At 70.8% G+C, this 21043-nt stretch carries 18 protein-coding genes; 9 read left to right on the forward strand and 9 right to left on the reverse strand.

Going from position 1 to position 21043, the window contains the following annotated elements:
- Window positions 1-32 precede the first annotated feature (32 nt).
- Window positions 33-1028: a lytic transglycosylase domain-containing protein gene (locus ASF18_RS09730; RefSeq protein ID WP_200917554.1), complete on the forward strand. Its 996-nt coding sequence runs from the start codon at window positions 33-35 to the stop codon at window positions 1026-1028.
- A gap of 146 nt (window positions 1029-1174) precedes the next feature.
- The gene (locus ASF18_RS09735; protein WP_056222669.1) at window positions 1175-2083 is read left to right on the forward strand and encodes an alpha/beta hydrolase; all 909 of its coding nucleotides are present in this window, start codon (window positions 1175-1177) and stop codon (window positions 2081-2083) included.
- Window positions 2084-2150: 67 nt separating this feature from the next.
- Here the strand turns inward: ASF18_RS09735 and ASF18_RS09740 are convergent, their stop codons facing one another.
- The 5 genes from ASF18_RS09740 to ASF18_RS09760 all read right to left on the reverse strand — a co-directional run bounded on the left by ASF18_RS09740 (window position 2151) and on the right by ASF18_RS09760 (window position 7940).
- Window positions 2151-3305, reverse strand: a complete 1155-nt coding sequence (locus ASF18_RS09740; RefSeq protein WP_056351123.1) for an endo-1,4-beta-xylanase — start codon at window positions 3303-3305, stop codon at window positions 2151-2153.
- Window positions 3302-3724 (reverse strand): acyl-CoA thioesterase, encoded by a 423-nt coding sequence (locus ASF18_RS09745; RefSeq protein WP_056222674.1) that lies wholly within the window; start codon window positions 3722-3724, stop codon window positions 3302-3304. The genes ASF18_RS09740 and ASF18_RS09745 overlap by 4 nt, the downstream gene beginning before the upstream one ends.
- A gap of 94 nt (window positions 3725-3818) precedes the next feature.
- On the reverse strand, window positions 3819-5585 hold the full coding sequence (locus tag ASF18_RS09750) for a PQQ-binding-like beta-propeller repeat protein (protein WP_244472645.1): 1767 nt from the start codon (window positions 5583-5585) through the stop codon (window positions 3819-3821).
- A 71-nt stretch (window positions 5586-5656) separates the two neighbouring features.
- On the reverse strand, window positions 5657-6214 hold the full coding sequence (locus tag ASF18_RS09755) for an ankyrin repeat domain-containing protein (RefSeq protein ID WP_056351128.1): 558 nt from the start codon (window positions 6212-6214) through the stop codon (window positions 5657-5659).
- 106 nt (window positions 6215-6320) lie between these two features.
- Window positions 6321-7940, reverse strand: coding sequence for a glycosyltransferase family 61 protein (locus ASF18_RS09760; RefSeq protein ID WP_056351129.1), 1620 nt, complete (start codon window positions 7938-7940; stop codon window positions 6321-6323).
- Between the two features lie 52 nt (window positions 7941-7992).
- Here ASF18_RS09760 and uvrB point away from each other — a divergent pair, with 52 nt between their 5' ends.
- From uvrB to ASF18_RS09775, 3 genes are all read left to right on the forward strand, one after another.
- Window positions 7993-10941: an excinuclease ABC subunit UvrB gene (gene uvrB, locus ASF18_RS09765; RefSeq protein WP_244472646.1), complete on the forward strand. Its 2949-nt coding sequence runs from the start codon at window positions 7993-7995 to the stop codon at window positions 10939-10941.
- A gap of 103 nt (window positions 10942-11044) precedes the next feature.
- Complete coding sequence (locus ASF18_RS09770) at window positions 11045-11428, forward strand: hypothetical protein (RefSeq protein WP_338011826.1); 384 nt, start codon at window positions 11045-11047, stop codon at window positions 11426-11428.
- 50 nt (window positions 11429-11478) lie between these two features.
- Window positions 11479-12204 carry a YidB family protein gene (locus ASF18_RS09775; protein ID WP_056351131.1) on the forward strand — a complete coding sequence of 242 codons (726 nt, stop codon included), beginning with the start codon at window positions 11479-11481 and terminating at the stop codon, window positions 12202-12204.
- A 7-nt stretch (window positions 12205-12211) separates the two neighbouring features.
- Here ASF18_RS09775 and ASF18_RS09780 read toward each other — a convergent pair whose 3' ends face one another.
- Both ASF18_RS09780 and mutM read right to left on the reverse strand, forming a co-directional pair.
- The gene (locus ASF18_RS09780; protein WP_244472647.1) at window positions 12212-13615 is read right to left on the reverse strand and encodes a sensor domain-containing diguanylate cyclase; all 1404 of its coding nucleotides are present in this window, start codon (window positions 13613-13615) and stop codon (window positions 12212-12214) included.
- A 241-nt stretch (window positions 13616-13856) separates the two neighbouring features.
- Complete coding sequence (gene mutM, locus ASF18_RS09785; RefSeq protein ID WP_056351243.1) at window positions 13857-14756, reverse strand: bifunctional DNA-formamidopyrimidine glycosylase/DNA-(apurinic or apyrimidinic site) lyase; 900 nt, start codon at window positions 14754-14756, stop codon at window positions 13857-13859.
- 108 nt (window positions 14757-14864) lie between these two features.
- Between mutM and ubiE the strand changes: the two genes are divergently transcribed.
- From ubiE to ASF18_RS09805, 4 genes are all read left to right on the forward strand, one after another.
- Window positions 14865-15650 (forward strand): bifunctional demethylmenaquinone methyltransferase/2-methoxy-6-polyprenyl-1,4-benzoquinol methylase UbiE, encoded by a 786-nt coding sequence (gene ubiE, locus ASF18_RS09790; RefSeq protein ID WP_056351133.1) that lies wholly within the window; start codon window positions 14865-14867, stop codon window positions 15648-15650.
- Window positions 15651-15681: 31 nt separating this feature from the next.
- Complete coding sequence (gene ubiB, locus ASF18_RS09795; protein ID WP_056351134.1) at window positions 15682-17238, forward strand: 2-polyprenylphenol 6-hydroxylase; 1557 nt, start codon at window positions 15682-15684, stop codon at window positions 17236-17238.
- A 47-nt stretch (window positions 17239-17285) separates the two neighbouring features.
- Entirely contained in the window at window positions 17286-18557 is a 1272-nt protein-coding gene (coaBC, locus tag ASF18_RS09800) for a bifunctional phosphopantothenoylcysteine decarboxylase/phosphopantothenate--cysteine ligase CoaBC (RefSeq protein ID WP_056351136.1), read from the forward strand.
- Window positions 18558-18826: 269 nt separating this feature from the next.
- On the forward strand, window positions 18827-19114 hold the full coding sequence (locus ASF18_RS09805; RefSeq protein ID WP_244472648.1) for a hypothetical protein: 288 nt from the start codon (window positions 18827-18829) through the stop codon (window positions 19112-19114).
- Window positions 19115-19158: 44 nt separating this feature from the next.
- Here ASF18_RS09805 and ASF18_RS09810 read toward each other — a convergent pair whose 3' ends face one another.
- Together ASF18_RS09810 and speB are read right to left on the reverse strand one after the other, a co-directional pair.
- Complete coding sequence (locus ASF18_RS09810; protein WP_056274771.1) at window positions 19159-19794, reverse strand: glutathione S-transferase family protein; 636 nt, start codon at window positions 19792-19794, stop codon at window positions 19159-19161.
- A gap of 270 nt (window positions 19795-20064) precedes the next feature.
- Window positions 20065-21003 (reverse strand): agmatinase, encoded by a 939-nt coding sequence (gene speB / locus ASF18_RS09815; protein WP_348271393.1) that lies wholly within the window; start codon window positions 21001-21003, stop codon window positions 20065-20067.
- Window positions 21004-21043: the final 40 nt, after the last annotated feature.

Below are 21043 nucleotides of genomic sequence, written 5' to 3' on the forward strand. Positions count from 1 at the left end.
GATCGTCGGCGCGCACGCTCTACAACCCGACCGTGACCTTGCCCCTTCGCCGTCTCTCCGCCGCCCTGCTGTCCCTCCTCCTCGGTGTCCTAGCCCCAGGGTCGGCTCGCGCCGCCGCCGAGGGCGCGACGGAGACGGTCGAACAGGCCCTGTGCCGCCTCATCGAGGGCTCGGCCAAGGCCCGCGGCCTGCCGGTGCCGTTCCTGACGCGCCTGATCTGGCGCGAGAGCGCCTTCCGGGTCACCGCCGTGAGCCCCGTGGGCGCGCAGGGCGTCGCCCAGTTCATGCCGGGTACGGCCCGGGAGCGCGGCCTGACCGATCCGTTCGATCCCGAGCAGGCGATCCCGCACGCGGCTCATCTGCTCGCCGACCTCAACCGGCAATTCGGCAATCTCGGGCTGGCGGCGGCGGCTTACAACGGCGGGCCGGGCCGGGTCTCGGCCTGGCTCGCGGGCAGCGGCGGCCTGCCCACCGAGACCCGGAACTACGTCCTGGCGATCACGGGCTCGCCCGCGGAAGCCTGGCGCCCGGGCGCGGCGATCGAGATGCCCGAGGAGGACGCGCCGAAAGTGAAGGACGGTTCGACCAAGACGCAAGAGATCAAGACGCAAGAGACCAAGACGCCGGAGACCCAGGATCTCGGACCGAAGAAATCCGAGGCCGCGGCTTCTGAGCCCGGGGCCAATTCCGAGACCAGCTGCCTCAAGGTGACGGCGGCGCTGCGCATTCCGTCGCGCGGCGACCGGTTCGCCCTCGGCGGAAACGAGGGGCCGGCGGCGCCCTGGGGCATCCAGCTCGCCGGAAACTTCTCGAAATCGCTGGCGCTGCAGAGCTTCGCGCGAACACGGAAGCTCTACACAAGCGTGATCGGCGACGTTCGTCCGATGATCATCGGCACCCGCCTGCGCAGCCGCGGCACCCGCGCCTTCTACCGCATCCGCATCCCGGCCCAGAGCCGGGAGGCCGCCGACGGCCTGTGCGGGCGCATCCGGCAGGTGGGCGGCGCCTGCCTCGTCCTCAGAACCTGATCGGGACGCCAAGAACCTGAGGACCCGCATCGCACCGCGACGCGACAGGTCGCCACAAATCGACCTCGCGCCATGAATTGCATTCGCGCCATGAATCCGCCGCGCCGGCCCTGTCACAGGGGGCTCGCCCCCCAACAGAGAGATGCATGACCCGGGTTCTTGCCGTCCTTGCCAGCCTCGCCGGACTCGCGCTCGTCGCGCTCGGCATCACGGCCTGCTCCCCCCTCGCCTTCTTCGACGCGATCGGTCCCCGGGACCAGGGCGGACGGATCAGCCTGAAGGACGCCGCGTTCGGCGCCCATCCGCGCCAGCGCCTCGACGTCTTCACCCCCGTGGCCGGCCCCACCGGCGCCCCCGTGCTGGTGTTCTTCTACGGTGGCTCTTGGAAGAACGGCGCGAAGGAGGACTATGCCTTCGTCGGACAGGCCCTCGCGGCGCAGGGTTTCGTGACCGTCCTGCCGGATTACCGGCTCTATCCGGAGGTCCGGTTCCCGGACTTCCTCGACGACGGGGCCCAGGCCCTGGCGTGGGTCGAGCGGAACATCGCCGCCTATGGGGGCGACCCGAGCCGGGTGGTCCTCGCCGGGCATTCGGCCGGCGCCTACAATGCAGTGATGCTCGCGCTCAACCCGTCCTACCTGCGCCGGGCCGGCGTCGATCCGCGGGTGATCCGGGCGGTGGCGGGCCTGTCCGGTCCCTACGACTTCCTGCCGCTGGATGCAGGCACCGCCACGGACTTGTTCGGCGAGGCCCCCGACACGGCGGCGACCCAGCCCATCACCTTCGCGGGCCCGCACTCGCCGCCGGCCTTCCTCGCCTCCGGCGACGGCGACACCACCGTGCGCCCTTCCAACACGCGCAGCCTCGCCGCGCGGCTGCGCGCTGCCCGCGTGCCGGTGCAGGAGCGGATCTATGCGGGGCTCGACCATGCCGACACCCTGCTGGCGCTCTCCGTGACCTTCCGGTCGAAGGCCCCCGAGCTCGCCGAGATGGCGGCCTTCCTGCGCCAGCACGCCGGCGACCGACCGCAGCAGGCGCGGATGGTCCCCCGCTAGGATCTGTCGGGGCGCAGCTAAAACCGGTTATCCCGAAACGACAGACGACAAGACAGATTCCAGGGGCTCAGGCGCCGCGCAAGGCGTCCCGCGTCTGCCGGTGGTCCGGCGCATCGGCGAAGGCCCGGCGCATCGCCGACCAGAGCGGCGTGCGCGCGAGGTTCTCATCCAGCGGCAGGGCACGCTGGAGCAGCCCGTCGGGGCGCCGGCGCTCGGGATTGGCGTTGAGCCAGGTGTTCCGGTTGGTGATGTCCCAGGTGAGGACGTTGAGCACCGCCGCCTCGTCCAGGACCACGTCGAGGAAGCGGCGGACCAGGTCGGACACCGCCCGGTCGCGGGCATTCAGGTCGGCGGGGTAGGTCCGATCGTTGACGTCGAGTTCCGTGACCTCGATGGCGAGCCCGAGGCTGGCCACCTCGCGCAGGAAGGTGCGCAGCTTGTCCTGGTTCAGCGGGTGTTTCGCGTAGAGGTGCCCCTGTAGGCCGAGCCGGCGGATCGGCACGCCGCGGCGGCGCATCCCCTCCAGGGTCCGCAGCACCATCGCGCGGCGCTGGTCGATCCAGTCCGCGTCGAGTTCGAGATCGTTCTCGTTCCAGACCCCAGCGGCGTCCGGTGCAACCGCGTGCTGGATGCGGAAGGCGAGATCGACGTAAGCAGGCCCCAGCGCCGCGAGCCACGGGGTGCGCCGCAGCCCGTCCGGGCGCCCGTCCTGGGGGCCGCAGATCTCGTTGACCACGTCCCAGGCCTCGATCCGCCCCCGATAGCGACCGGCCATGGCGCCGATCCAGCGGCGCAGGAAGGCTTCGCCCTCCCCCACCGCGAGCCGTTCGCCGACCCAGGCCGGCAGGCCCTCGTGCCAGACCAGGGTGTGGCCGCGCAGGCGCTGGCGGTTGGTCTCCGCGAAGGCCGCGACCTCGTCCGCGTAGGTGAAATCGAGGCTGTCCGGTGCCCGCCAGGCATAGGTCAGCTTCATCGCGTTCTCGGAGACGAGGATGCCGGCCTCCCGCGCCAGGGCGCGCCCGTAGGCCGGGTCCTGGCGCAGGGTGGTTCCGTTCACCGCCGAGCCGTAGGCCACCCCCTTGCGCGCGGCCGCCGCCTGGAGGCTGTCCTCCGACCACGAAGGCGCCGCGGCGAAGCCGGGCCCTGCTGCGAAGACGGGACTCCCGGCAAGGCCGAGAGCGCCGCCGAGGACGGCTCGGCGGGAGGGGCCGGGACGGCTCACGCCCCGGCGGTCTCGGGCTCCGGCGGGATCACCCGGGGCCGGCGGTCCGGGCCGATCGCCACGAAGGTGAAGAGTCCCTCGGTGACCTTCATGGTCTCCTCGCCCTCGCGCTCCCGGCGCCAGACCTCCACCTGGATGCCCATGGACGTGCGGCCGACCCGCACGATCCAGGCGTAGATGCTCACCTCGTCGCCGACGATGACCGGTCGGTGGAAGGTCATGGCCTCCACCGAGATCGTGGCGCAGCGGCCCCGGGAGCGCCGGGCGGCGATGTTGCCGGCCGCGAGATCCATCTGGCCCATCAGCCAGCCGCCGAAGATGTCCCCGGCCGGGTTGGTGTCGGCGGGCATCGCGATGGTGCGCACCACGGGCGGGCCGCGGTCGTCGGGCTGGCGCGATGCGGAGGCGTCGGTCGTCATGGAGGAGAGGGTCTCTGGTTGCGCTGGACCGGCGCACGCAAGCCGTGCGCCGCCCGCGCCGTCATCTCACATCGGCCGTGGAGCGGTCAGGTTCTCAATCCGGCAGTGCGAAGACCACGAGGGCGTCGCCGGTGCCGAAGCCGGACCCCTTGGTGAAGGAGGCGCCGCCGGCCGCCACCGCGACGTACTGCCGGCCGTCGAGGGCGTAGGTGATGGGCGGGCCGCCGATGCCGGCGCCGCACTGGAAGCGCCACAGGATCGCACCGGTCTCGGCATCGTGGGCGTCGAGATGGCCGTCCTCCTCACCGGAGAAGACGAGGCCCGAGGCGGTGGCCAGCGTGCCGCCGGAGAGCCGGCTGCCGCCCTTCACCGTCCACTTGATCGCGCCGCCCCGGGCGAGGTCCACCGCCGTCAGGGTGCTGAAGCTCGGTTCGCCCTTGGCCTCGGTGGTCTCGGTGTAGCGGATCGCCGGCCGGTCGCCCGAGGCGGGGACCGTTCGGACCACGTAGGTGGTCGCTCCGTGCCGGACCTGGGCGAAGGCGGTCCCCCGGTGCGCATCGTAGGCCACCGGATGCCAGGAGATCGCCCCGAGCGGTCCGGGACTGACCACCGTTCCGGTTTCGGTCGGGGGCGCGTAGAGGTTCTTCTGGGCGATCAGCGGCTCGGACTTCGCCAGAAGTTTCCCCGTCATGCGGTCGTGGACGTAGAGCCAGCCGGTCTTCGAGCCCTGCGCCACGGCCTTGACCGGGCCCTGCGGCGTCGGCTGGTCGAGGAGGAAGGGCGGGCTCGCCACGTCGTAGCCCCACTCGTCGTGCGGGACCTGCTGATAGTACCAGCGCAACTGCCCCGTACGGACGTCGAGGGCGACGAGGCTCATGGTGTAGAGGTTGTCGCCCGGGCGCGAGAGGCCGAAATTCTGCGGCGCCGGATTGCCGGTGCCGACGTAGATCAGCCCGAGATCCCGGTCGTAGGCCGGCGTCATCCAGAGCGAGCCGCCCCCGACCCGCCAGGCTTCCGGGTGGGCCGGGGCGGCGGCCTTCTCGGCGGCGATGTCCCGGTGCAGCGGCACCCCGTCGGGCGTGGTCGCCGAGAAGGCGCCCTCCCAGCCGTCCGACTTGGTCACGTACCAGCGCCAGCGCTCGGCCCCCGTGGCGGCGTCGTAGGCCGCGAGCCAGCCGCGGCGGCCGTAGCCGCCTTCGATGCCCACCACCGCGCCGCCGTCGAGGCCGCCCTTGGCGTCTTCCACGTGCAGGCCGTAGCCGGCGCCGGCGACGCCCACGATGACGAGGCCGTCGGCCACCAGGGGCGGCATCTTGAAGCCGAGGCGGCTCGACCCCTGGACCGTGCCGGCCCCGAGCGTGTCCGCCAGGGCCGAGGCGGTCTCCGATTCCCCCTCCTCCGGGCGTACCGCCTCGTGGTCCCACAGGACCTTTCCGGTGGCCGCGTCGAGGGCGATGATCCGCCCGTCCATGGTCGCCTCGAAGACCTTGCCGCCGGAGACGGCCACGCCCCGGTTCGAGGGCGGCCCGAAGATCTTCTCCGTGCGCGCCTTGTGGGTGTAGGTCCACAGCACCCGTCCGCTGCGCGCATCGAGGGCGGCGACGTGGTTCTGGGTGGTCGAGACGTAGAGCGTCCCGTCCACCATCACGGGTTCCGCCTGGAAGTAGCCGGTGATGCCGGTCTGGAAGATCCAGGCCGGGCGCAGGGCCTTGACGTTGCCCCGGTCGATCCCGGTGAGCGGCGAGAAGTGCTGGTTGGTGTGGTCGCGGCCGAACATCGGCCAGTCGTCGGCCGCCAGGGCCGCCCCCGGCAGGCTCGCGAGAATGAGGGCGGTGAGTCCGCGGCGAAACGTGTTCGGCATGAGCATTCCTCACCTCGGTTGCCCCGTGGCCGGGCGATCCGCAGCGGATTCTGGGACGGGAACGGTTCCGATCAGCCCGTTGCGCCCGGGCGTCCGGCCCCGGCGAGCTGCGCGGGCGTGTCGGCGGCGCCCATGGAGCCCGCCAGGGCGGCGGCGGTGAGCCCCGAGCCGTCCCGGGCATCCGGATCGGCGCCGTGGGCGAGGAGCAACGCGACCATCTCGGTGCGGTTGAACATGGCCGCGGTCATCAGGGCGGTCCGGCTCCCCGTCCCCGTGCCGTCGACCTGGGCGCCGTGGGTGAGGAGCAGGCCGGCGATGGCCATGTCACCCTTGAAGGCGGCGCCGGCCAGCGGCGTCTGGCCCCGGTCGTTGGCGAGTTCGGGGTCGCCGCCCGCCTCGAGGATCACCCGCGTCGCCTCGGCCTGTCCGTTATAGGCGGCGAGCATCAGGAGGCTGTCGCCCTTGTCGTTGCGCAGGTTCGCCGGCAAGCCCTGCCCAAACAGTGTCGCGAGATCCTCCGCGTGCCCCATGCGGGCGTACTGGAAGACCCGGGCGGCGAAGGCCAGGGTGTCGGCGTCGAGCTCGGGTTTCGGCGACGTCTCGCCTGTCGAAGAAGTCTCGGGATCCATCGGTCTGTCCGGTCTGGGGCGCGATGCGGCGGCGGTCCTGCGCGCAACCTAGCTCCGCGGGCGCAGGTGTCGAGGAACGGAGGGGCGGATTCTTTAGCGGCCGCCGTCAGAACCCGTGGCGGTCGAGGGTCTCTCGCAGGATGTCGATCGGAATCGCGTAGTCGGACTGCATCCCGAGATCCGGTGCGGCGCTGCTGCCGTGGATGCAGACGTAGGTGCCGCGCACGAGGCCGACGAGATCGAGGAAGAAGTCGTCGAGCATGTCCTGGTTGGTCAGCATCAGGCAGCGCACGCCGGGCTCGGCGAAGGCGAGGTTGCTGAGGGCGGCCCCCATCCCGCCGATGACGAAGCGTGCGGCGGCGAAGATCTGGACCTGGCGCGCGAAACACTCTGTCTCCGGATGAACGGTTTGGTAGCCGCGCTCCGCCAGCACGGCGATCACCTCCGCCTCGTTGACGAGGCGCCGCCGCGCGTTGCGGTTGCGGCTGACGTAGATCCGCTCCGCCAGCGGCTCGGGCGGGGGGCCGATCCGCTGGCGGATCTCCCGCGCGGAGTCGATGACGAGGGGCGACTTGGTGATCGGCTGCCGGGTGATCGGGGTCGGATAGACCAGTTCCGCGAACACGACCTCGCGCTGCGTGAGCCAGACGATCCGATCCGCGCCGATGCCCAGGGCCGCCAGGGAGTCCCGGTAGACCGTTTCCATCGCCGGAATGGCGTGAACGGTGACCTTGGCGCCGTCGAGCAGACCGGCGCGGGCGGCGACGTGGAGACGGGGCAGGCACTCGATGAGCCAGTGCCCGTAATTCTCGGCCCACAGCTGCCAGAGATGCACCGTGCGGCCGGACACCCGGCGCGGATGGGGGAGGGTGTGGTGAACCGAACCCGTTCCGTCGGGCGTCAGCGTCAGGGCGCCGAGATAATCGCCGCGATCGCGGTTGATGAGGCTCTCCTCGACCAGGGCATCGCCCACCTGAACCAGTGCGAACCCGAAGACGCGGGCATCCCGGAATCGGTAGACGCGTGCCCCGGGGGGCACGGCCTCGGAGCCGGAGAACCGCGCCGCGAAGTCGGCGATCCGCGGCGGCGCCCCGACCAGTTCGGCGAGGGCCCGCCGATACGGCGGCGCATCGATGGAGATCGCCGAGGGGGCCGGGATCTCGGCCGCGGGCCGGAGGCGGATCGAAGCGGGAGCGGCATCCGGCCTACCCACCATCCGGTACCCGCCGTGGCGTCGGCCCCCTTCGCCCAGGGCCGCGAGCCGCTGGTCGAGGAGGCGCGCCGACGGGTTCAGGGCGGGCAGGCGCGCCCGGAATCCCGTGCGCTCCGGCACCGCGTAGACGCCGCCCCGGGCCAGCATGGGATAGAGGACGGCGAAGGCGAAAGCCCGCTCGGCCTCGGAACAGCGACGCTGGTCGACGATCAGGCTCGGGCCGTGAAAGCGTGCCAGCCCGCGCAGCCAGCGCCGATCGTCCAGGCGGCCGCATGCCACGGTGACATCGCCCGGAGCCTGGGTCGCGAGATCGAGATTGGTGGTGACGAGACAGATCGGCGCCTGGATGAAACGGCGTCCGAACGGTTCGAGTCCGGGAACCAGTTCATCGCAGAGGATAAGGATCGCGCTCGGCCGCGTTGCCATGGCGAGGATGGCGGGCACGCGGGCGAGGCGCGATAAATCGCCCCGTGCGGTGTTTCCGGCCTCGGCGGAGCGACGGGCGTGCAGCATCCGGCCGCTGCGGACCCTTTTCCAAGCGGCCGGTAGAAACCATACTTGCACCATGCCGACTCCGAAGAAGCCACGCGCTGCGTCCGACCCAGCTCCCGACGCGGAGGTTCTGACCACGAATGTCGGGAATTCCAAGGGCTCGGACAGCAAGGGCTCGGACGGCAAGCGTGCGGGCGCCGAGGGCGCTGGCCCCAAGGCCGCGGGGGCAAAGGCTTCCGGAACGAAGGCGTCCGCACCGAGGACGCCGAATTCCAAGGCGTCGAAGCCCGAGCTCCAGCCCCTCGACGAGCACTTGGCGGCCCTCCTCAGCCCGGCCCTGAACCGGAACCGCCTGCCTCCGGTCGCGCCGCCGGCCCCGGCCCGTCCGGGGCAGCCGAAGCCGCCGCGCGGACGTGCCAAGGCGCCCGCGGCTTCCAACCAGGCGCCCGCGGCTTCGAGCCAGGCGCTTTCGGCTTCCATCAAGGCCCCGGCGATCGTCCCGGACAAGGCCTCCGGCATGGGCTTCGGCGAGGCCGCGCAGGCGACCTTCGCCCATGGCGAAGCAGCCGACGTCGATCCGCGCCTCGCCCAGGCCCTGGGCCTGCGCGCGCCGGAGGACGGACCGGTCCCGGAGGGCCTGGGGGCGGTCGAGCCGGCGGATGATGAGGAGACCTCGCTGGCCGCGGACGGCGTCTCGGCCACCGTGGACGCGCTGTCGCGCCTGCTCACCGAAGGCAACCCGCTGTTCCGGGATGGCCAGACCTGGGTGCCGCACCGGCCGGATCGGCCGAAGAAGTCCGAGGGCGGTCTCGCCTTCACGCTCAAATCGGAGTTCGAGCCGGCCGGCGATCAGCCCCGTGCCATCGCCGAGCTGGTGGACGGCGTGAAGAAAGCCGAGCGCGATCAGGTGCTGCTCGGCGTCACCGGCTCGGGCAAGACCTTCACGATGGCGAAGATCATCGAGGCGACCCAGCGCCCGGCCCTGATTCTGGCGCCGAACAAGACCCTGGCGGCGCAGCTCTATGGCGAGTTCAAGAGCTTCTTCCCTGACAACGCGGTGGAGTATTTCGTCTCGTACTACGATTACTACCAGCCCGAGGCCTACGTGCCGCGCTCGGACACCTTCATCGAGAAGGAATCGTCGATCAACGAACAGATCGACCGGATGCGCCACGCCGCCACCCGCGCCCTGCTGGAGCGCGACGACGTCATCATCGTCGCCTCGGTCTCTTGCATCTACGGCATCGGCTCGGTCGAGACCTACACGGCGATGTCGTTCACGGTGTCGCTTGAGGAGAAGATCGAGCAGCGCCAGCTCATCGCCGACCTCGTGGCGCTCCAGTACAAGCGCATCCAGTCGGACTTCGCCCGCGGCACCTTCCGGGTGCGCGGCGACGTTATCGAACTCTGGCCCGCCCACCTGGAAGACCGCGGCTGGCGCATCGGCCTGTTTGGCGACGAGATCGAATCCATCACCGAGTTCGATCCCCTCACGGGCAAGAAGATCAACGACCTCAAGTTCGTGAAGGTCTACGCCAACTCGCACTATGTGACGCCGCGCCCGACGCTCCAGCAGGCGATCAAGGGCATCAAGACCGAGCTCAAGCTGCGGGTCGACGAGCTGACGAAGATGGGCCGCCTGATCGAGGCGCAGCGCATCGAGCAGCGCTGCACCTTCGACATCGAGATGATTGAGGCCACCGGCGCCTGCAACGGCATCGAGAATTATTCGCGCTACCTCACGGGGCGCAAGCCCGGCGAACCACCGCCGACCCTGTTCGAGTACCTGCCGGACAACGCCCTGGTCTTCACCGACGAGAGCCACGTCACGGTTCCGCAGATCGGCGGCATGTACAAGGGCGACTTCCGCCGCAAGGCGACCCTGGCCGAGTACGGCTTCCGCCTGCCCTCCTGCCTCGACAACCGCCCGCTGCGGTTCGAGGAATGGGACGCGATGCGACCGCAATCGATCCACGTCTCGGCCACGCCGGCCAAGTGGGAGATGGAGCAGACCGGCGGCGTCTTCGCCGAGCAGGTCATCCGCCCCACCGGCCTCGTCGACCCGGTGATCGAGATCCGACCCGCCCGCTCCCAGGTCGACGATCTCCTGGGCGAAGTCCGCGAGGTGGCGCAGGCCGGATACCGCACCCTGGTGACGACGCTGACCAAGCGCATGGCCGAGGACCTGACCGAGTACCTGCACGAGAACAGCGTGCGCGTGCGCTACATGCACTCCGACATCGATACCCTGGAGCGCATCGAGATCATCCGCGACCTGCGGCTCGGGGCCTTCGACGTGCTGATCGGCATCAACCTCCTGCGCGAGGGCCTCGACATTCCGGAATGCGCCCTGGTGGCCATCCTGGATGCCGACAAGGAGGGCTTCCTGCGTTCGGAAACCTCGCTGGTTCAGACCATCGGCCGCGCGGCCCGCAACGCCGACGCGCGCTGCATTCTCTATGCGGACAACATCACCGGCTCGATGGAGCGGGCGATGGCCGAGACCGAGCGCCGCCGGACCAAGCAGCTCGCCTACAATGCGGAGCACGGCATCACGCCCCAGAGCGTGAAGCGCGGCATCGCCGACATCCTCGACAGCGTCTTCGAGCGCGACCACGTCCAGGTCGATACGGGGCTCGCCAAGAACGCCGTCACCATCGGGCACAACCTCAAGGCGGTCATGGCCGACCTGGAGAAGCGGATGCGCACGGCGGCCGCCGATCTCGACTTCGAGGAGGCCGCGCGCCTGCGCGACGAACTGAAACGCCTGCAGGCCACGGAGTTGCTGGTCTCGGACGATCCCATGGCCCGCCAGGGCGACGTGGAGCGGGAGGCGGGGCGCTTCGGCGCCAAGCAGAGCCGCATTTCCAAGCCGACCCTCGACAATATGGGGCCGGGGACCGACCGCGAGCTGCCGGTCGGCGCTCCGGTCTGGCAGGAGCGCCCGAAGGCCCGCTCGACTCAGGGGCTCGGGGGACAGAAGCCGAAATACAAGGGCGGGGGCGGACGCAAGCGCGGCTGACCGCACGGGACCCCGGCGGTTTGCCCGCGGCGGGCCGGAACCCATCGGCGGCGGCGGGGCTTGGTTCGGCAACAGACGCCCCCTCCCGTTCGGAGCCTGTCCCGTGACCCACCCATTCTCGCCCCGCTCCCGGGCAGGCCGCCCGGCCTTCCGGCCCCGCGCCGGCGGTGCGATCACCGCCCTGTTCCTGTCGGGCCTCGCCCTCTCGGGCGCCGTCGGCCTGCTCGTCGGGCCCGCGAGCCTGCGGCCGGCCTCGGCACAGTCGGTGGCCAATCCCAACGATCAGCCGACGCCCGGCACCCTGCCCGGCCGCGACACCGCGGCCGGCGCCGCCGAGCGGCCGACTGGCCAGGTCGCGCCGCCGAAGGCGATCTCCGCCCCGACCGCCGTCACCGCATCGGACGCAAAGCCGGGTGCGCGTACGAACCCGCTGGACCACCTTCCGGCGAAGGATCGCGCGGCCACGGGTGGAACGCGCCGCGACTGAGGCGTCGGCGCGGGGCCGCCACCATTCATCGACACAGGGGAGAAGCGCATATGGGTCTGCTCGATCAAGTCATCGGCGGCGTTCTCGGACAGGTGCTCGGCGGCGGGCGCGAGCCCGACCGGAGCGGCGGCCCGAGTGGCGGCTCAAGTGGCGGCATGCTCGGCGGGGCGATGTCGCCGATCGTTCAGGCCCTCCTGATGCTGCTGATGTCGAAGGGTGCCGGCGGCCTCGGGGATCTCCTGGGCGGCGGCCGTCACGACGAGGGCCGCCCGCCCCGCGGCGATGACGGGGGTGACATCGGCGGCTTCGGCCAGGACCGCGGCCCGGAGCCGGGCTACGGCCGCGATCGGGGCGAAGACGCCTCGCCCCTGCCCGGACGCGAAGGCGATTTCAGCGACCTGTCCGGGATGCTCGACGGCCCTGGCGACCGTGCCTCGGCCCCTCAGGATCGCAGCGCCGGTGCGGGGCCCTACGCGCATCTCGATCACGAGGCGCAGGACGGCCGCAGCGGGCTCGACGGGCTGATCGACCGCTTCCAGCGCGGGGGCCTCGGCGATGTCATGGAATCCTGGATCGGCTCCGGCGAGAATCGTCCCGTGGCGCCCGATCGTCTCGCCGACGCCCTCGGTTCGGACACGGTGAACGCCCTTCAACAGCGCACCGGCCTGGACCGGGACAACCTGCTGTCGCAGCTCGCCCAAGCCCTGCCCCAGGTCATCAACGGGCTGACGCCGCAGGGCCGCCGACCCACAGGGGAGGATATCCGGGGCTGGTGACCGCCCGTCAGGGCGAACCGAAGCGCATGCCGGGCTCGTAGAGCCGGAAGGTGTTGCGCCCGGAATCCTTGGCCTGGAACAGGGCGAGGTCGGCATTCCGGCACAACAGGTCGGGCTCGGTCCCGTCCTGGGGCGCCATCGCGACGCCGACGCTTACGCCGACGGTGACGCTGGTGCCGTCGACGTCGATCGGCTGAGACACGACCTCGATCAGGCGCTGGGCCAGGGTCCGGATGCTGCTGCTCACCACGGGTCCGGTCTGGATGATCATGAACTCGTCGCCTCCGATCCGCGCGACGGTGTCCTCGGACCGGACCAGGGCGCGCAGGCGGTTCGCGACCGTCCGCAGCAGGATATCGCCGGCATGGTGGCCGAGGGTGTCGTTCACGAACTTGAAGCGGTCGAGATCGAGACAGAGGACGGCGAAGGTGGCCCCGCGACGCTGGCTCACGGCGAGTTCCTGGACGAGGCGCTCGCGGAACAGCGTCCGATTCGCGAGATCCGTCAGGGCGTCGTGCCGTGCCATGTGGGCGATCTGGAATTCCGCCTCCTTGCGCGCACTGATGTCGCGCGCCGCAGCCACGTAGCCGGTCGCACGCCCGCCGTCGGCATCGTAGGTCAGGTTGAAATTGACCTCGACCCAGATCCAGTTGCCGTCCTTCCGGCGGTAGCGCTGGGTCGACACCGCCCGGGTGACGCGCTCCGCGCCGAGATCGGACAGGAGCCGTCCATACGCCTCGGCATCGGCGGGATGGACCTGGTCCAGGGGCCGGGTGCCGATCAGTTCCTCGGCCTCGTAGCCCAGGAGGGTACGTGAGGCCGGCGAGACGTAGCGGCGCACGGTGTCGAGGGTGGCCCAGATCACCATGTCGGAGCTGTTCTCGGCGAGAAGCCGGTAATGGGCCTCGCGCTCCCGCAGCTTGGCCTTCGCCCGATGCAGGCTGAGCTGTGCCGCCACGACCGAGGCCAGATCTTGCAGCCGCGCGCGATCCTCCGGTGCGAACCGGCGCGGGACCTGATCGACGACGCAGAGGATGCCGACGCGCAACCCGGCCTCGGCGACGAGCGGGGCGCCCGCGTAGAACCGGACATGCGGCGGATTGATCACCAGGGGGCTCTCGCGAAAGCGCGGATCCGCCCAGGCATCCTCCACCACGAACACGTCGTCCGACAGGATGGCGTAGTTGCAGAATGCGCCCTCGCGCGCCGTCTCGTCGAGGTCGAGGCCACACTTGGCCAGGAAGTGCTGGTGGTCCGCCGCGATCAGCGAGACGTAGGAGATCGGCATGCCGAACAGGACCGCCGCCGTGCGGCAGATGGCGTCGAAATGCGGTTCGGGTTCCGCTTGCAGGATGTCGAGATCCTGCAGCGCCCTCAGGCGCTCGGCTTCGTTGCTCGCTTTGGGGTACATGCGTGCCCTGAATTCCAGCGGACCGGCGAACCCGACCGGCTGGGCCCGGCACCTCCGGGGTGCCGGGCCCAGCCGATTGCATCGGGCTGAAAGCGCTCATCGTGTAGTTGGACGGACAGTCTTCCGAAGAACCGGATGCCCATTCGCCGGACATCATGTTCGCATCCATTTACGAAATGAGCTTTAACGAGCCAGGTCCGAGCATTTCCCGAACGAAGGTGCGGCACGTCATCATCCCCCGTTATTTTGTCGGACGGATCTGGCAAGTCGCGCAAAAGAATGTCGATCGCCCGGATTGGACGATCCGCTCGATCGTGCCAGTACATCCCCGCGCTCCACAACGGTGACCGACCCGGTCGTAGACCCGGAACGCGTGTTGAAACGCGCCGCTGCCGCCATCGGTATGGGCGTAATCGCGCAGGGTCGATCCTCCGGCCGCCACGGCCTCGGTCAGAACCTCGCCGATGACCTTGGCGAGCCGCCGGGCCTTCGGTGTCGGCGTCCCGTCCGGTCTGGCGAGTTGTCCCGCCCGCATCTCGGGGTGCAGCCCCGCCCGATGAAGGGCCTCGCAGACGTAGATGTTGCCGAGACCGGCGATCAGTCGCTGGTCCAGGAGGGCGGCCTTCAGCGGCGTGATCCTGTTGCGGAACAGGCGCGCGACGGCGTCCGAGGTCAGGGCCTCGCTCAGGGGTTCGATCCCCATGCCGGCGAAGTGCCGGCTCTCGCCCAGGGCGGGGGTCGGAACGAGATCCATGAAACCGAAGCGCCGGACGTCGTTGTAGGTCACGGTGGCGCCGTTCGACATCGCCATGACGACATGGTCGTGCTTGGCGTTGCCCTGTGCGCCCTCGAGGTAGAAATCGCCGGGTGAGAGATTGCGCCCGTCCGGCAGGGCCACGTCGAAGCGCCCGCTCATGCCGAGATGCATGATCAGCGACTCTCCCGAATCGAGACCGGCCACGAGGTACTTCGCCCGACGGGCGAGGTCCGTGACCGTGCGACCCTCCAGGCGCTCGGCGAAGCGGTCGGGGAACGGGAAGCGCAGGTTCGGACGCCGCAGGATCACGCGGCTGAAGCGGGACCCCACCAGGGCCGGGGCGAGGCCGAGCCGTACGGTTTCGACTTCCGGGAGTTCGGGCATGCGTTCGATCGGTGTCTTCGGTGCGGCGTCGCCGATGGGGACTGGGCTCGGATGGCAGATGGCGATTTCGGCCACGTTTCGCTATGAGCGTCCGCGAGAGGGTGGTCCATGAGTTCGGTGAAACGGTCGGTCGATCAATCCGCGGACGAGGCGAGCACGCATTTCGGCTTCGAAAGCGTGTCCCTCGACGAGAAGCAGGGGCGCGTCGACGACGTCTTCCGCTCCGTCGCCAAGCGCTACGACCTCATGAACGACCTGATGTCGGGTGGACTGCACCGCGCCTGGAAGTCGCACCTCATCTCGATGCTGCGGCCGCCGCGCAACCGGCTCTTCCGGCACCTCGACGTGGCCGGCGGCACCGCCGACATCGCGTTCCGCGCCCTGGAGGCCGGCGGCCCCGCGACGCACACCACCGTGCTCGACATCAACGAGGCCATGCTGCGCGTCGGCGCCGAGCGGGCCGGGGACCGCTTCACCGGGCGCATCGACTTCGTCACGGCCAATGCCGAGGCGCTGCCGCTCCCGGCGGAGCGGTTCGATGCCTACACCATCGCCTTCGGCATTCGGAACGTACCCCGGATCGACAAGGCGCTCGCCGAGGCGCACCGGGTCCTGAAGCCCGGCGGCCGGTTCCTCTGCCTCGAATTCTCGAAGGTCGACCTCCCGGTGCTCGACCGGATCTACGACGCCTACTCGTTCCACGTGATCCCGCGCCTCGGCGCGCGCGTGGCCGGCGACGCGGATTCCTACCGCTACCTCGTGGAATCGATCCGCAAGTTCCCCTCCCCCGGGCGTTTCGCCGGCATGATCGAGGCGGCCGGGTTCCGGCACGTCAGCCATCGGCCCCTGACGGGCGGCATCGTGGCGATCCATTCGGGCTGGAAGGTCTCGTGACGGCGGGTTTCGTGACGACGCGGGCCGCCTGATGCTCGGCGCCGTCGTTCACCTGGTCCGGGGCGCGCATGTCGGCTTCGTGCTCGCCCGCGAAGGCGCGCTCGCGCTGGTGGATTCTGCCGAGCTTCCGCCGCACCTGCGTTTCGTCCTGCGGATCGGCCGGATGCTGGAGCGTCGCGGCCTGGGGGTCGGCGCCGGCCCGCTCCAGCGCGCCCTGACGCGCCTCGGGCCGAGCTACGTCAAGTTCGGCCAGTTCCTCGCCACCCGCCCCGACATCGTCGGCATGGCGGCGGCCCGCGACCTCGAGACCCTGCAGGACCGTGTCCCCCCGTTCCCGCAGGAGACCGCGATCCGCCTGGTCGAGGCGGCGCTCGGCAAGCCGGTGGCGCATCTCTTCGTCTCGTTCAGCCCGCCCATCGCGGCGGCTTCGATCGCGCAGGTCCACAAGGCCCATTGCCTGGACCTCGACGGCAACGAGCGCGTGCTGGCGATCAAGATCATGCGCCCGGGCGTGCGCGAGCGCTTCCAGCGCGACCTCCAGGTCATGCGCTTCATGGCCCGCGTGGTCCACGTGCTCTCGCCCAAGGCCGAGCGCCTGCGCCCCCGCGAGGTGGTGGAGATCCTCGCCCGCTCCGTGATGATGGAGATGGACTTCCGGCTCGAAGCGGCCGCGATGTCCGAGCTGGCGCAGAACACCCGGGACGACGCGGATTTCCGCGTGCCGAAGCCCGACTGGGAGCTGACCGCCCGCGACGTGCTCGCCAGCGAGTGGATCGAGGGCATCCGCCTCAACGACCGCGCCGCCATCGTGGCGGCCGGACACGACCCGAAGGCCCTCGGCCGGGCCGTGATCCAGTCGTTCCTGCGCCACGCCATCCGGGACGGCTTCTTCCACGCCGACATGCATCCGGGGAACCTGTTCGTCGATCCGACCGGAACGCTCGTGGCCGTCGATTTCGGCATCATGGGCCGGCTCGGGCACATGGAGCGGCGCTTCCTCGCCGAGATCCTGCTCGGCTTCATCCTGCGCGACTACAAGCGCGTGGCCCAGGTGCATTTCGAGGCCGGCTACGTGCCGGCGCACCATTCGGTCGAGGATTTCGCCCAGGCGATCCGAGCGATCGGCGAGCCGATCCATCAGCGCAAGGCCGACGAGATCTCGATGGCCAAGGTGCTCACCCTGCTGTTCGACATCACCGCCCTGTTCGACATGAGCACCCGCACCGAACTGGTGATGCTGCAGAAGACCATGGTGGTGGTCGAGGGCGTCGCCCGCTCGCTCGATCCGCAACTCGACATGTGGACCGGCGCGGAGCCCGTGGTGCGCTCCTGGATCGCCCGCAACCTCGGGCCGGTGGGCCGTGTCGAGAGCCTCGGCCGCGCCGCTCTGACCATCACCGACGTGGTCTCGGACCTCCCCGACCTCGCCCAGCGCCTGCGCCGCATCCTGGTGCGCCTCGACGAGCGGGGTTCCAGCGACGCCGGTCGCCTCGACGCCTTCGCCCGGGCCGAGCGCAAGCGCGCGATCTGGTCGACGGTGGCCCTGTGGGGCATCGCCATCGGTGCGCTGGTGATGGCGTTCCGGTAGCCTGCCTTGCAACGCTCCGTCAGGCTCGCCTCCCGAGGGGTTCGACCATGACCCGCCCGCTCCAGAACCGCCGCATCCTCCTCGTCATCGGGGGCGGCATCGCCGCCTACAAGGCGCTGGACCTGATCCGGCGCCTGCGCGAGCGCGGGGCACAGGTGCGCCCGCTCCTGACCAAGGGGGCCCAGGAATTCGTGACGCCCCTGGCGGCGGCGGCCCTCGCCGGTGAACGCGCCCATACGGACCTGTTCGACCGGGCCGAGGAAGCCGACATCGGTCACATCAAGCTTGCCCGGGACGCGGACGCCATCGTGGTCGCGCCGGCCACCGCCAGCCTGATGGCCCGCATGGCCACGGGCGATTCGTCCGACCTCGCCGCCACGGTGCTGTTGGCCACAACCCTGCCGATCCTGATCGCGCCCGCGATGAACGTGCGGATGTGGCAGCACCCGGCCACGCAGCGCAATCTCGCGACCCTGCGCGGCGACGGCGTCCGCGTCGTCGGTCCCAATGAAGGCGCCATGGCCGAAGCGGAGTTCGGGCCCGGCCGCCTCGCCGAGCCCGCCGAGATCGCCGACGCGGTGGAGACGATGCTGGCGGAGGCCCGTCCAGCCTCGGGCTTCGGCTTCCTGGCGGGACGCGGCGCGACCGTTGAGGCCGCGTCCGGCCCCTTGGCCGGCCGGCGCGTGCTCGTCACCTCCGGGCCGACCCACGAGCCGATCGACCCCGTGCGCTACCTCGCCAACCGCTCCTCCGGGCGCCAGGGCCATGCCATCGCGGCCGCCGCGGCGGCGGCCGGCGCGACGGTCATCCTGGTCTCCGGGCCGGTGGCGATTCCCCAGCCGCCCGGTGTGCAGGTAGTCCCGGTCGAGACCGCCCGCGCGATGCTGGCGGCGGTGGAGGCCGCCCTCCCCGCCGACCTCGCCATCTTCGCCGCCGCCGTCGGCGACTGGCGACCGGCCGAGACGCGCGCGTCCAAGATCAAGAAGGACGGCTCCGCGCCGGCGCCCCTCGCCCTGGTCGAGAACCCCGACATTCTCGCTACCATCGCGGGACGCTCGGCCGGGCGCCCCCGCCTCGTCGTCGGCTTTGCGGCGGAGACCGACCGGGTTCTCGAGAACGCCCGCGCCAAGATCGCCCGCAAGGGTTGCGACCTCATCGTCGCCAACGACGTGTCGCCGGCCGGCGGGGTGATGGGCGGCACCGCCAACACCGTCCATCTGGTCGGGCGCGACGGCACCGTCGAGACCTGGCCGACCCTCGACAAGGACGAGGTCGGCCGCCGCCTGATCCAGCGTTTCGCCCACCTCCTCGACGTATGATCCACAGGCTCGGGACAAGCGCGCGGAGCCGATCGCGGGCTGGCGCGTTAAGGCTTGACTAACACCTCTCGCCGCATCATTTCGGCGTCGTTCGCACGTGCAGCAGATCCGCTCGCCCGCGCAACTCCACAGGAACTCCCGACCCCAATGCCCAGCGACAGTAGTCGATGGACCGCGCCGCCGATGGCCCTCCGCGAGACCCGCGCCTGATCGCTTGATCCGGCTCGCCCGCGACCGGCCCCGATGGCCCGGTCGAACGAGGTGAGCCCATGACCTTATCGAATGCCTTTCCACGCCTGCGCGTCGCCGTGGCGCCCGTGCGGACCCTCAGCTTCCGCCGCGCGGATGGCTCCAAGCTCGTGCGCGTCAAGGCGCGCCGGCCCAGGACACGGCGTTCCACGCCGGGCGATGCCAGCGTCGCGCTGATCATGGCCGTGATGATGACGCTGGTGTTCGGCCCGGTGATCGGCGTGCACCTGATCGCCGCCTTCGCGGCGGACGTTCCCCCGCAGGAGATGGTGGCCCGGGGCAGCGGAGCGGCACTGCCGCCGGGCTGAGCGTCCGGCCGTATCCCTTCTCTTGCATGGGGGCGGCCCCTCGCTCAGGCCCGCGCCGCCTCCAGCTCCGCCGAGAGAGCGGCCTCGGCCGCCATGATCTTGCGGACCGCCGGACGGGCGTTGATGCGGGCGAGGTAGGCCATGATTGCGGGCTCTTCCGGCACCAGCTTGAAGCTCGTGGTCCAGCTGAGCGCGGCGCCCCAGAGCACATCGGCGGCGGAGTGCCGGTCGCCGAGGAGGTAGGGGCCCGGCGTCAGCGCCTCCACCACCGTCCCCAGCACCGCGTCGAAGTCGCCGTAGGGCGACATCGCCCTCGGACCGGGCTCGCGCTGAAGTGCCCGGTCGACCACCGCCGGCTCGAAGGTCGAGCCATAGAAGACCATCCAGCGCAGGTACGGCCCGCGCAGCGGGTCGCCGATGGGCGGAGCGAGGCCCCGCTCGGGAAACAGGTCGGCCAGGTAGAGGTAGATCGCCGCCTGCTCGGTGATCAGCGCCTCGCCGTGGCGCAGGGCCGGCACCTTCCCCAGGGGATTGATCCGCAGGTACTCGGGCTCCCGCCCCCGTCCCGACGGCAGGTCCAGAACGTCCAGGGTGTGCGGCGCGGCGAGTTCCTCGAGCAGGATGCGCACGCCGGAGGATCGCGTCTGGGGGGCGTGGTAGAGCGTGAGATCGGGTTCCAAGCGGCAGACCTTCCGGGTGAATCGGTCGGCGCAGGCTCTGCGCCGGGACCGCTCAGGTCAACCGTTCGAACCAGTGTCCGATGCGGCGCCGGGCCCGGGAGGGTGCGGGTCCGCGCTCGCCTGAGTTCGCGCACGCCCGCTGTCAGACTAATATCCAGGCTTGCCCGCGTCCCGTTCTCGTCGGTGAGCACCGATTCGGTTCGTTCCCGACGATTCAGCTCGAGAGGGTTCTCGACCGGTCCGCCGGACATCCGTGTGTCGGCCGCTCGCTCAACCCGTTCTGCGTGCCTCGACCGCCTCGGCGAGGAGACAGAGGATCTCGAAGGCAAGAGTCGCCCCCGCGAGCGCCGTCACACCGGAGGGATCAAGGGGCGGTGCGACCTCGACCACATCGGCACCCACGAGATCCAGGCCGCGCAACCCGCGCACGATCTGCAGCGCCTCGCGGGCCGTGAAGCCCCCCATCTCCGGCGTGCCGGTGCCGGGCGCATAGGCGGGGTCGAGGGCGTCGATGTCGAAGCTCAGGTAGGCCGGCAAGGGGCCGATCACGGCGCGGGCCTCGGCCAGGACCGCTGGCAGGCCGCGATCGATCACCGCCTCCATCGGCAGGATGCGTACGCCCTGGGCCAGGGCCCAGTCGAGCTCGTCCGCCGAATCGGTACTGCCGCGCAGGCCGATCTGCACCATCCGGCGGGGATCGAGGACGCCGTCCTCGATGGCGCGGCGGAACGGGGTGCCGTGGGTCAGGCGCGTGCCGTCGTACTGCGCGTCATCGGTGTCGCCGTGGGCATCGATGTGGATCAGGCCGACGGGACGCGCTCCTCCGAGGGCCCGGAGCACCGGGTAGGTGACGAAGTGGTCGCCCCCGACCGAGAGCGGAACGATCCGGGCATCCGCCAGGGGCCGGTAGAAGGCCTCGATGGCCCGGGCCGTGGCGGCCACGTCGACGGGATTGACGGGAACGTCGCCGAGATCGGCGCAGGCCGCGAGGTCGTAGGGTGCCACGCCGGTGGCGGCGTTCCGGGCGCGGGTGCCGGTGGAGGCCTCGCGCACGCCGCGCGGACCGAGCCGCGCGCCGGGCCGGTTGGTGGTCGCGCCGTCGAAGGGAATGCCGATGAGACCGATCTCGATTCGCTCCGGTGCTTCGGACGGGTCGATCACGGGCAGGCGCATGAAACTGGCGAGCCCCGAGAATCGCGGGGTCGCCATGCCCGATTGGGGTCGATGCCGCGCGATCCGCGCCCGATCC

Source organism: Methylobacterium sp. Leaf89, from assembly GCF_001422215.1.
In the GTDB taxonomy this organism is placed as follows: domain Bacteria; phylum Pseudomonadota; class Alphaproteobacteria; order Rhizobiales; family Beijerinckiaceae; genus Methylobacterium.

What these genes read in the sequence shown, in the direction of transcription:
- ASF18_RS09735 (WP_056222669.1), top strand. Translation starts at nt 1,175, where the DNA reads ATGACCCGGGTTCTTGCCGTCCTTGCCAGCCTCGCCGGACTCGCGCTC.
- ASF18_RS09745 (WP_056222674.1), bottom strand. Translation starts at nt 3,724, where the DNA reads ATGACGACCGACGCCTCCGCATCGCGCCAGCCCGACGACCGCGGCCCG.
- ASF18_RS09750 (WP_244472645.1), bottom strand. Translation starts at nt 5,585, where the DNA reads ATGCCGAACACGTTTCGCCGCGGACTCACCGCCCTCATTCTCGCGAGC.
- ASF18_RS09755 (WP_056351128.1), bottom strand. Translation starts at nt 6,214, where the DNA reads ATGGATCCCGAGACTTCTTCGACAGGCGAGACGTCGCCGAAACCCGAG.
- ASF18_RS09760 (WP_056351129.1), bottom strand. Translation starts at nt 7,940, where the DNA reads ATGCTGCACGCCCGTCGCTCCGCCGAGGCCGGAAACACCGCACGGGGC.
- uvrB (WP_244472646.1), top strand. Translation starts at nt 7,993, where the DNA reads ATGCCGACTCCGAAGAAGCCACGCGCTGCGTCCGACCCAGCTCCCGAC.
- ASF18_RS09775 (WP_056351131.1), top strand. Translation starts at nt 11,479, where the DNA reads ATGGGTCTGCTCGATCAAGTCATCGGCGGCGTTCTCGGACAGGTGCTC.
- ASF18_RS09780 (WP_244472647.1), bottom strand. Translation starts at nt 13,615, where the DNA reads ATGTACCCCAAAGCGAGCAACGAAGCCGAGCGCCTGAGGGCGCTGCAG.
- mutM (WP_056351243.1), bottom strand. Translation starts at nt 14,756, where the DNA reads ATGCCCGAACTCCCGGAAGTCGAAACCGTACGGCTCGGCCTCGCCCCG.
- ubiE (WP_056351133.1), top strand. Translation starts at nt 14,865, where the DNA reads ATGAGTTCGGTGAAACGGTCGGTCGATCAATCCGCGGACGAGGCGAGC.
- ubiB (WP_056351134.1), top strand. Translation starts at nt 15,682, where the DNA reads ATGCTCGGCGCCGTCGTTCACCTGGTCCGGGGCGCGCATGTCGGCTTC.
- coaBC (WP_056351136.1), top strand. Translation starts at nt 17,286, where the DNA reads ATGACCCGCCCGCTCCAGAACCGCCGCATCCTCCTCGTCATCGGGGGC.
- ASF18_RS09805 (WP_244472648.1), top strand. Translation starts at nt 18,827, where the DNA reads ATGACCTTATCGAATGCCTTTCCACGCCTGCGCGTCGCCGTGGCGCCC.
- speB (WP_348271393.1), bottom strand. Translation starts at nt 21,003, where the DNA reads ATGGCGACCCCGCGATTCTCGGGGCTCGCCAGTTTCATGCGCCTGCCC.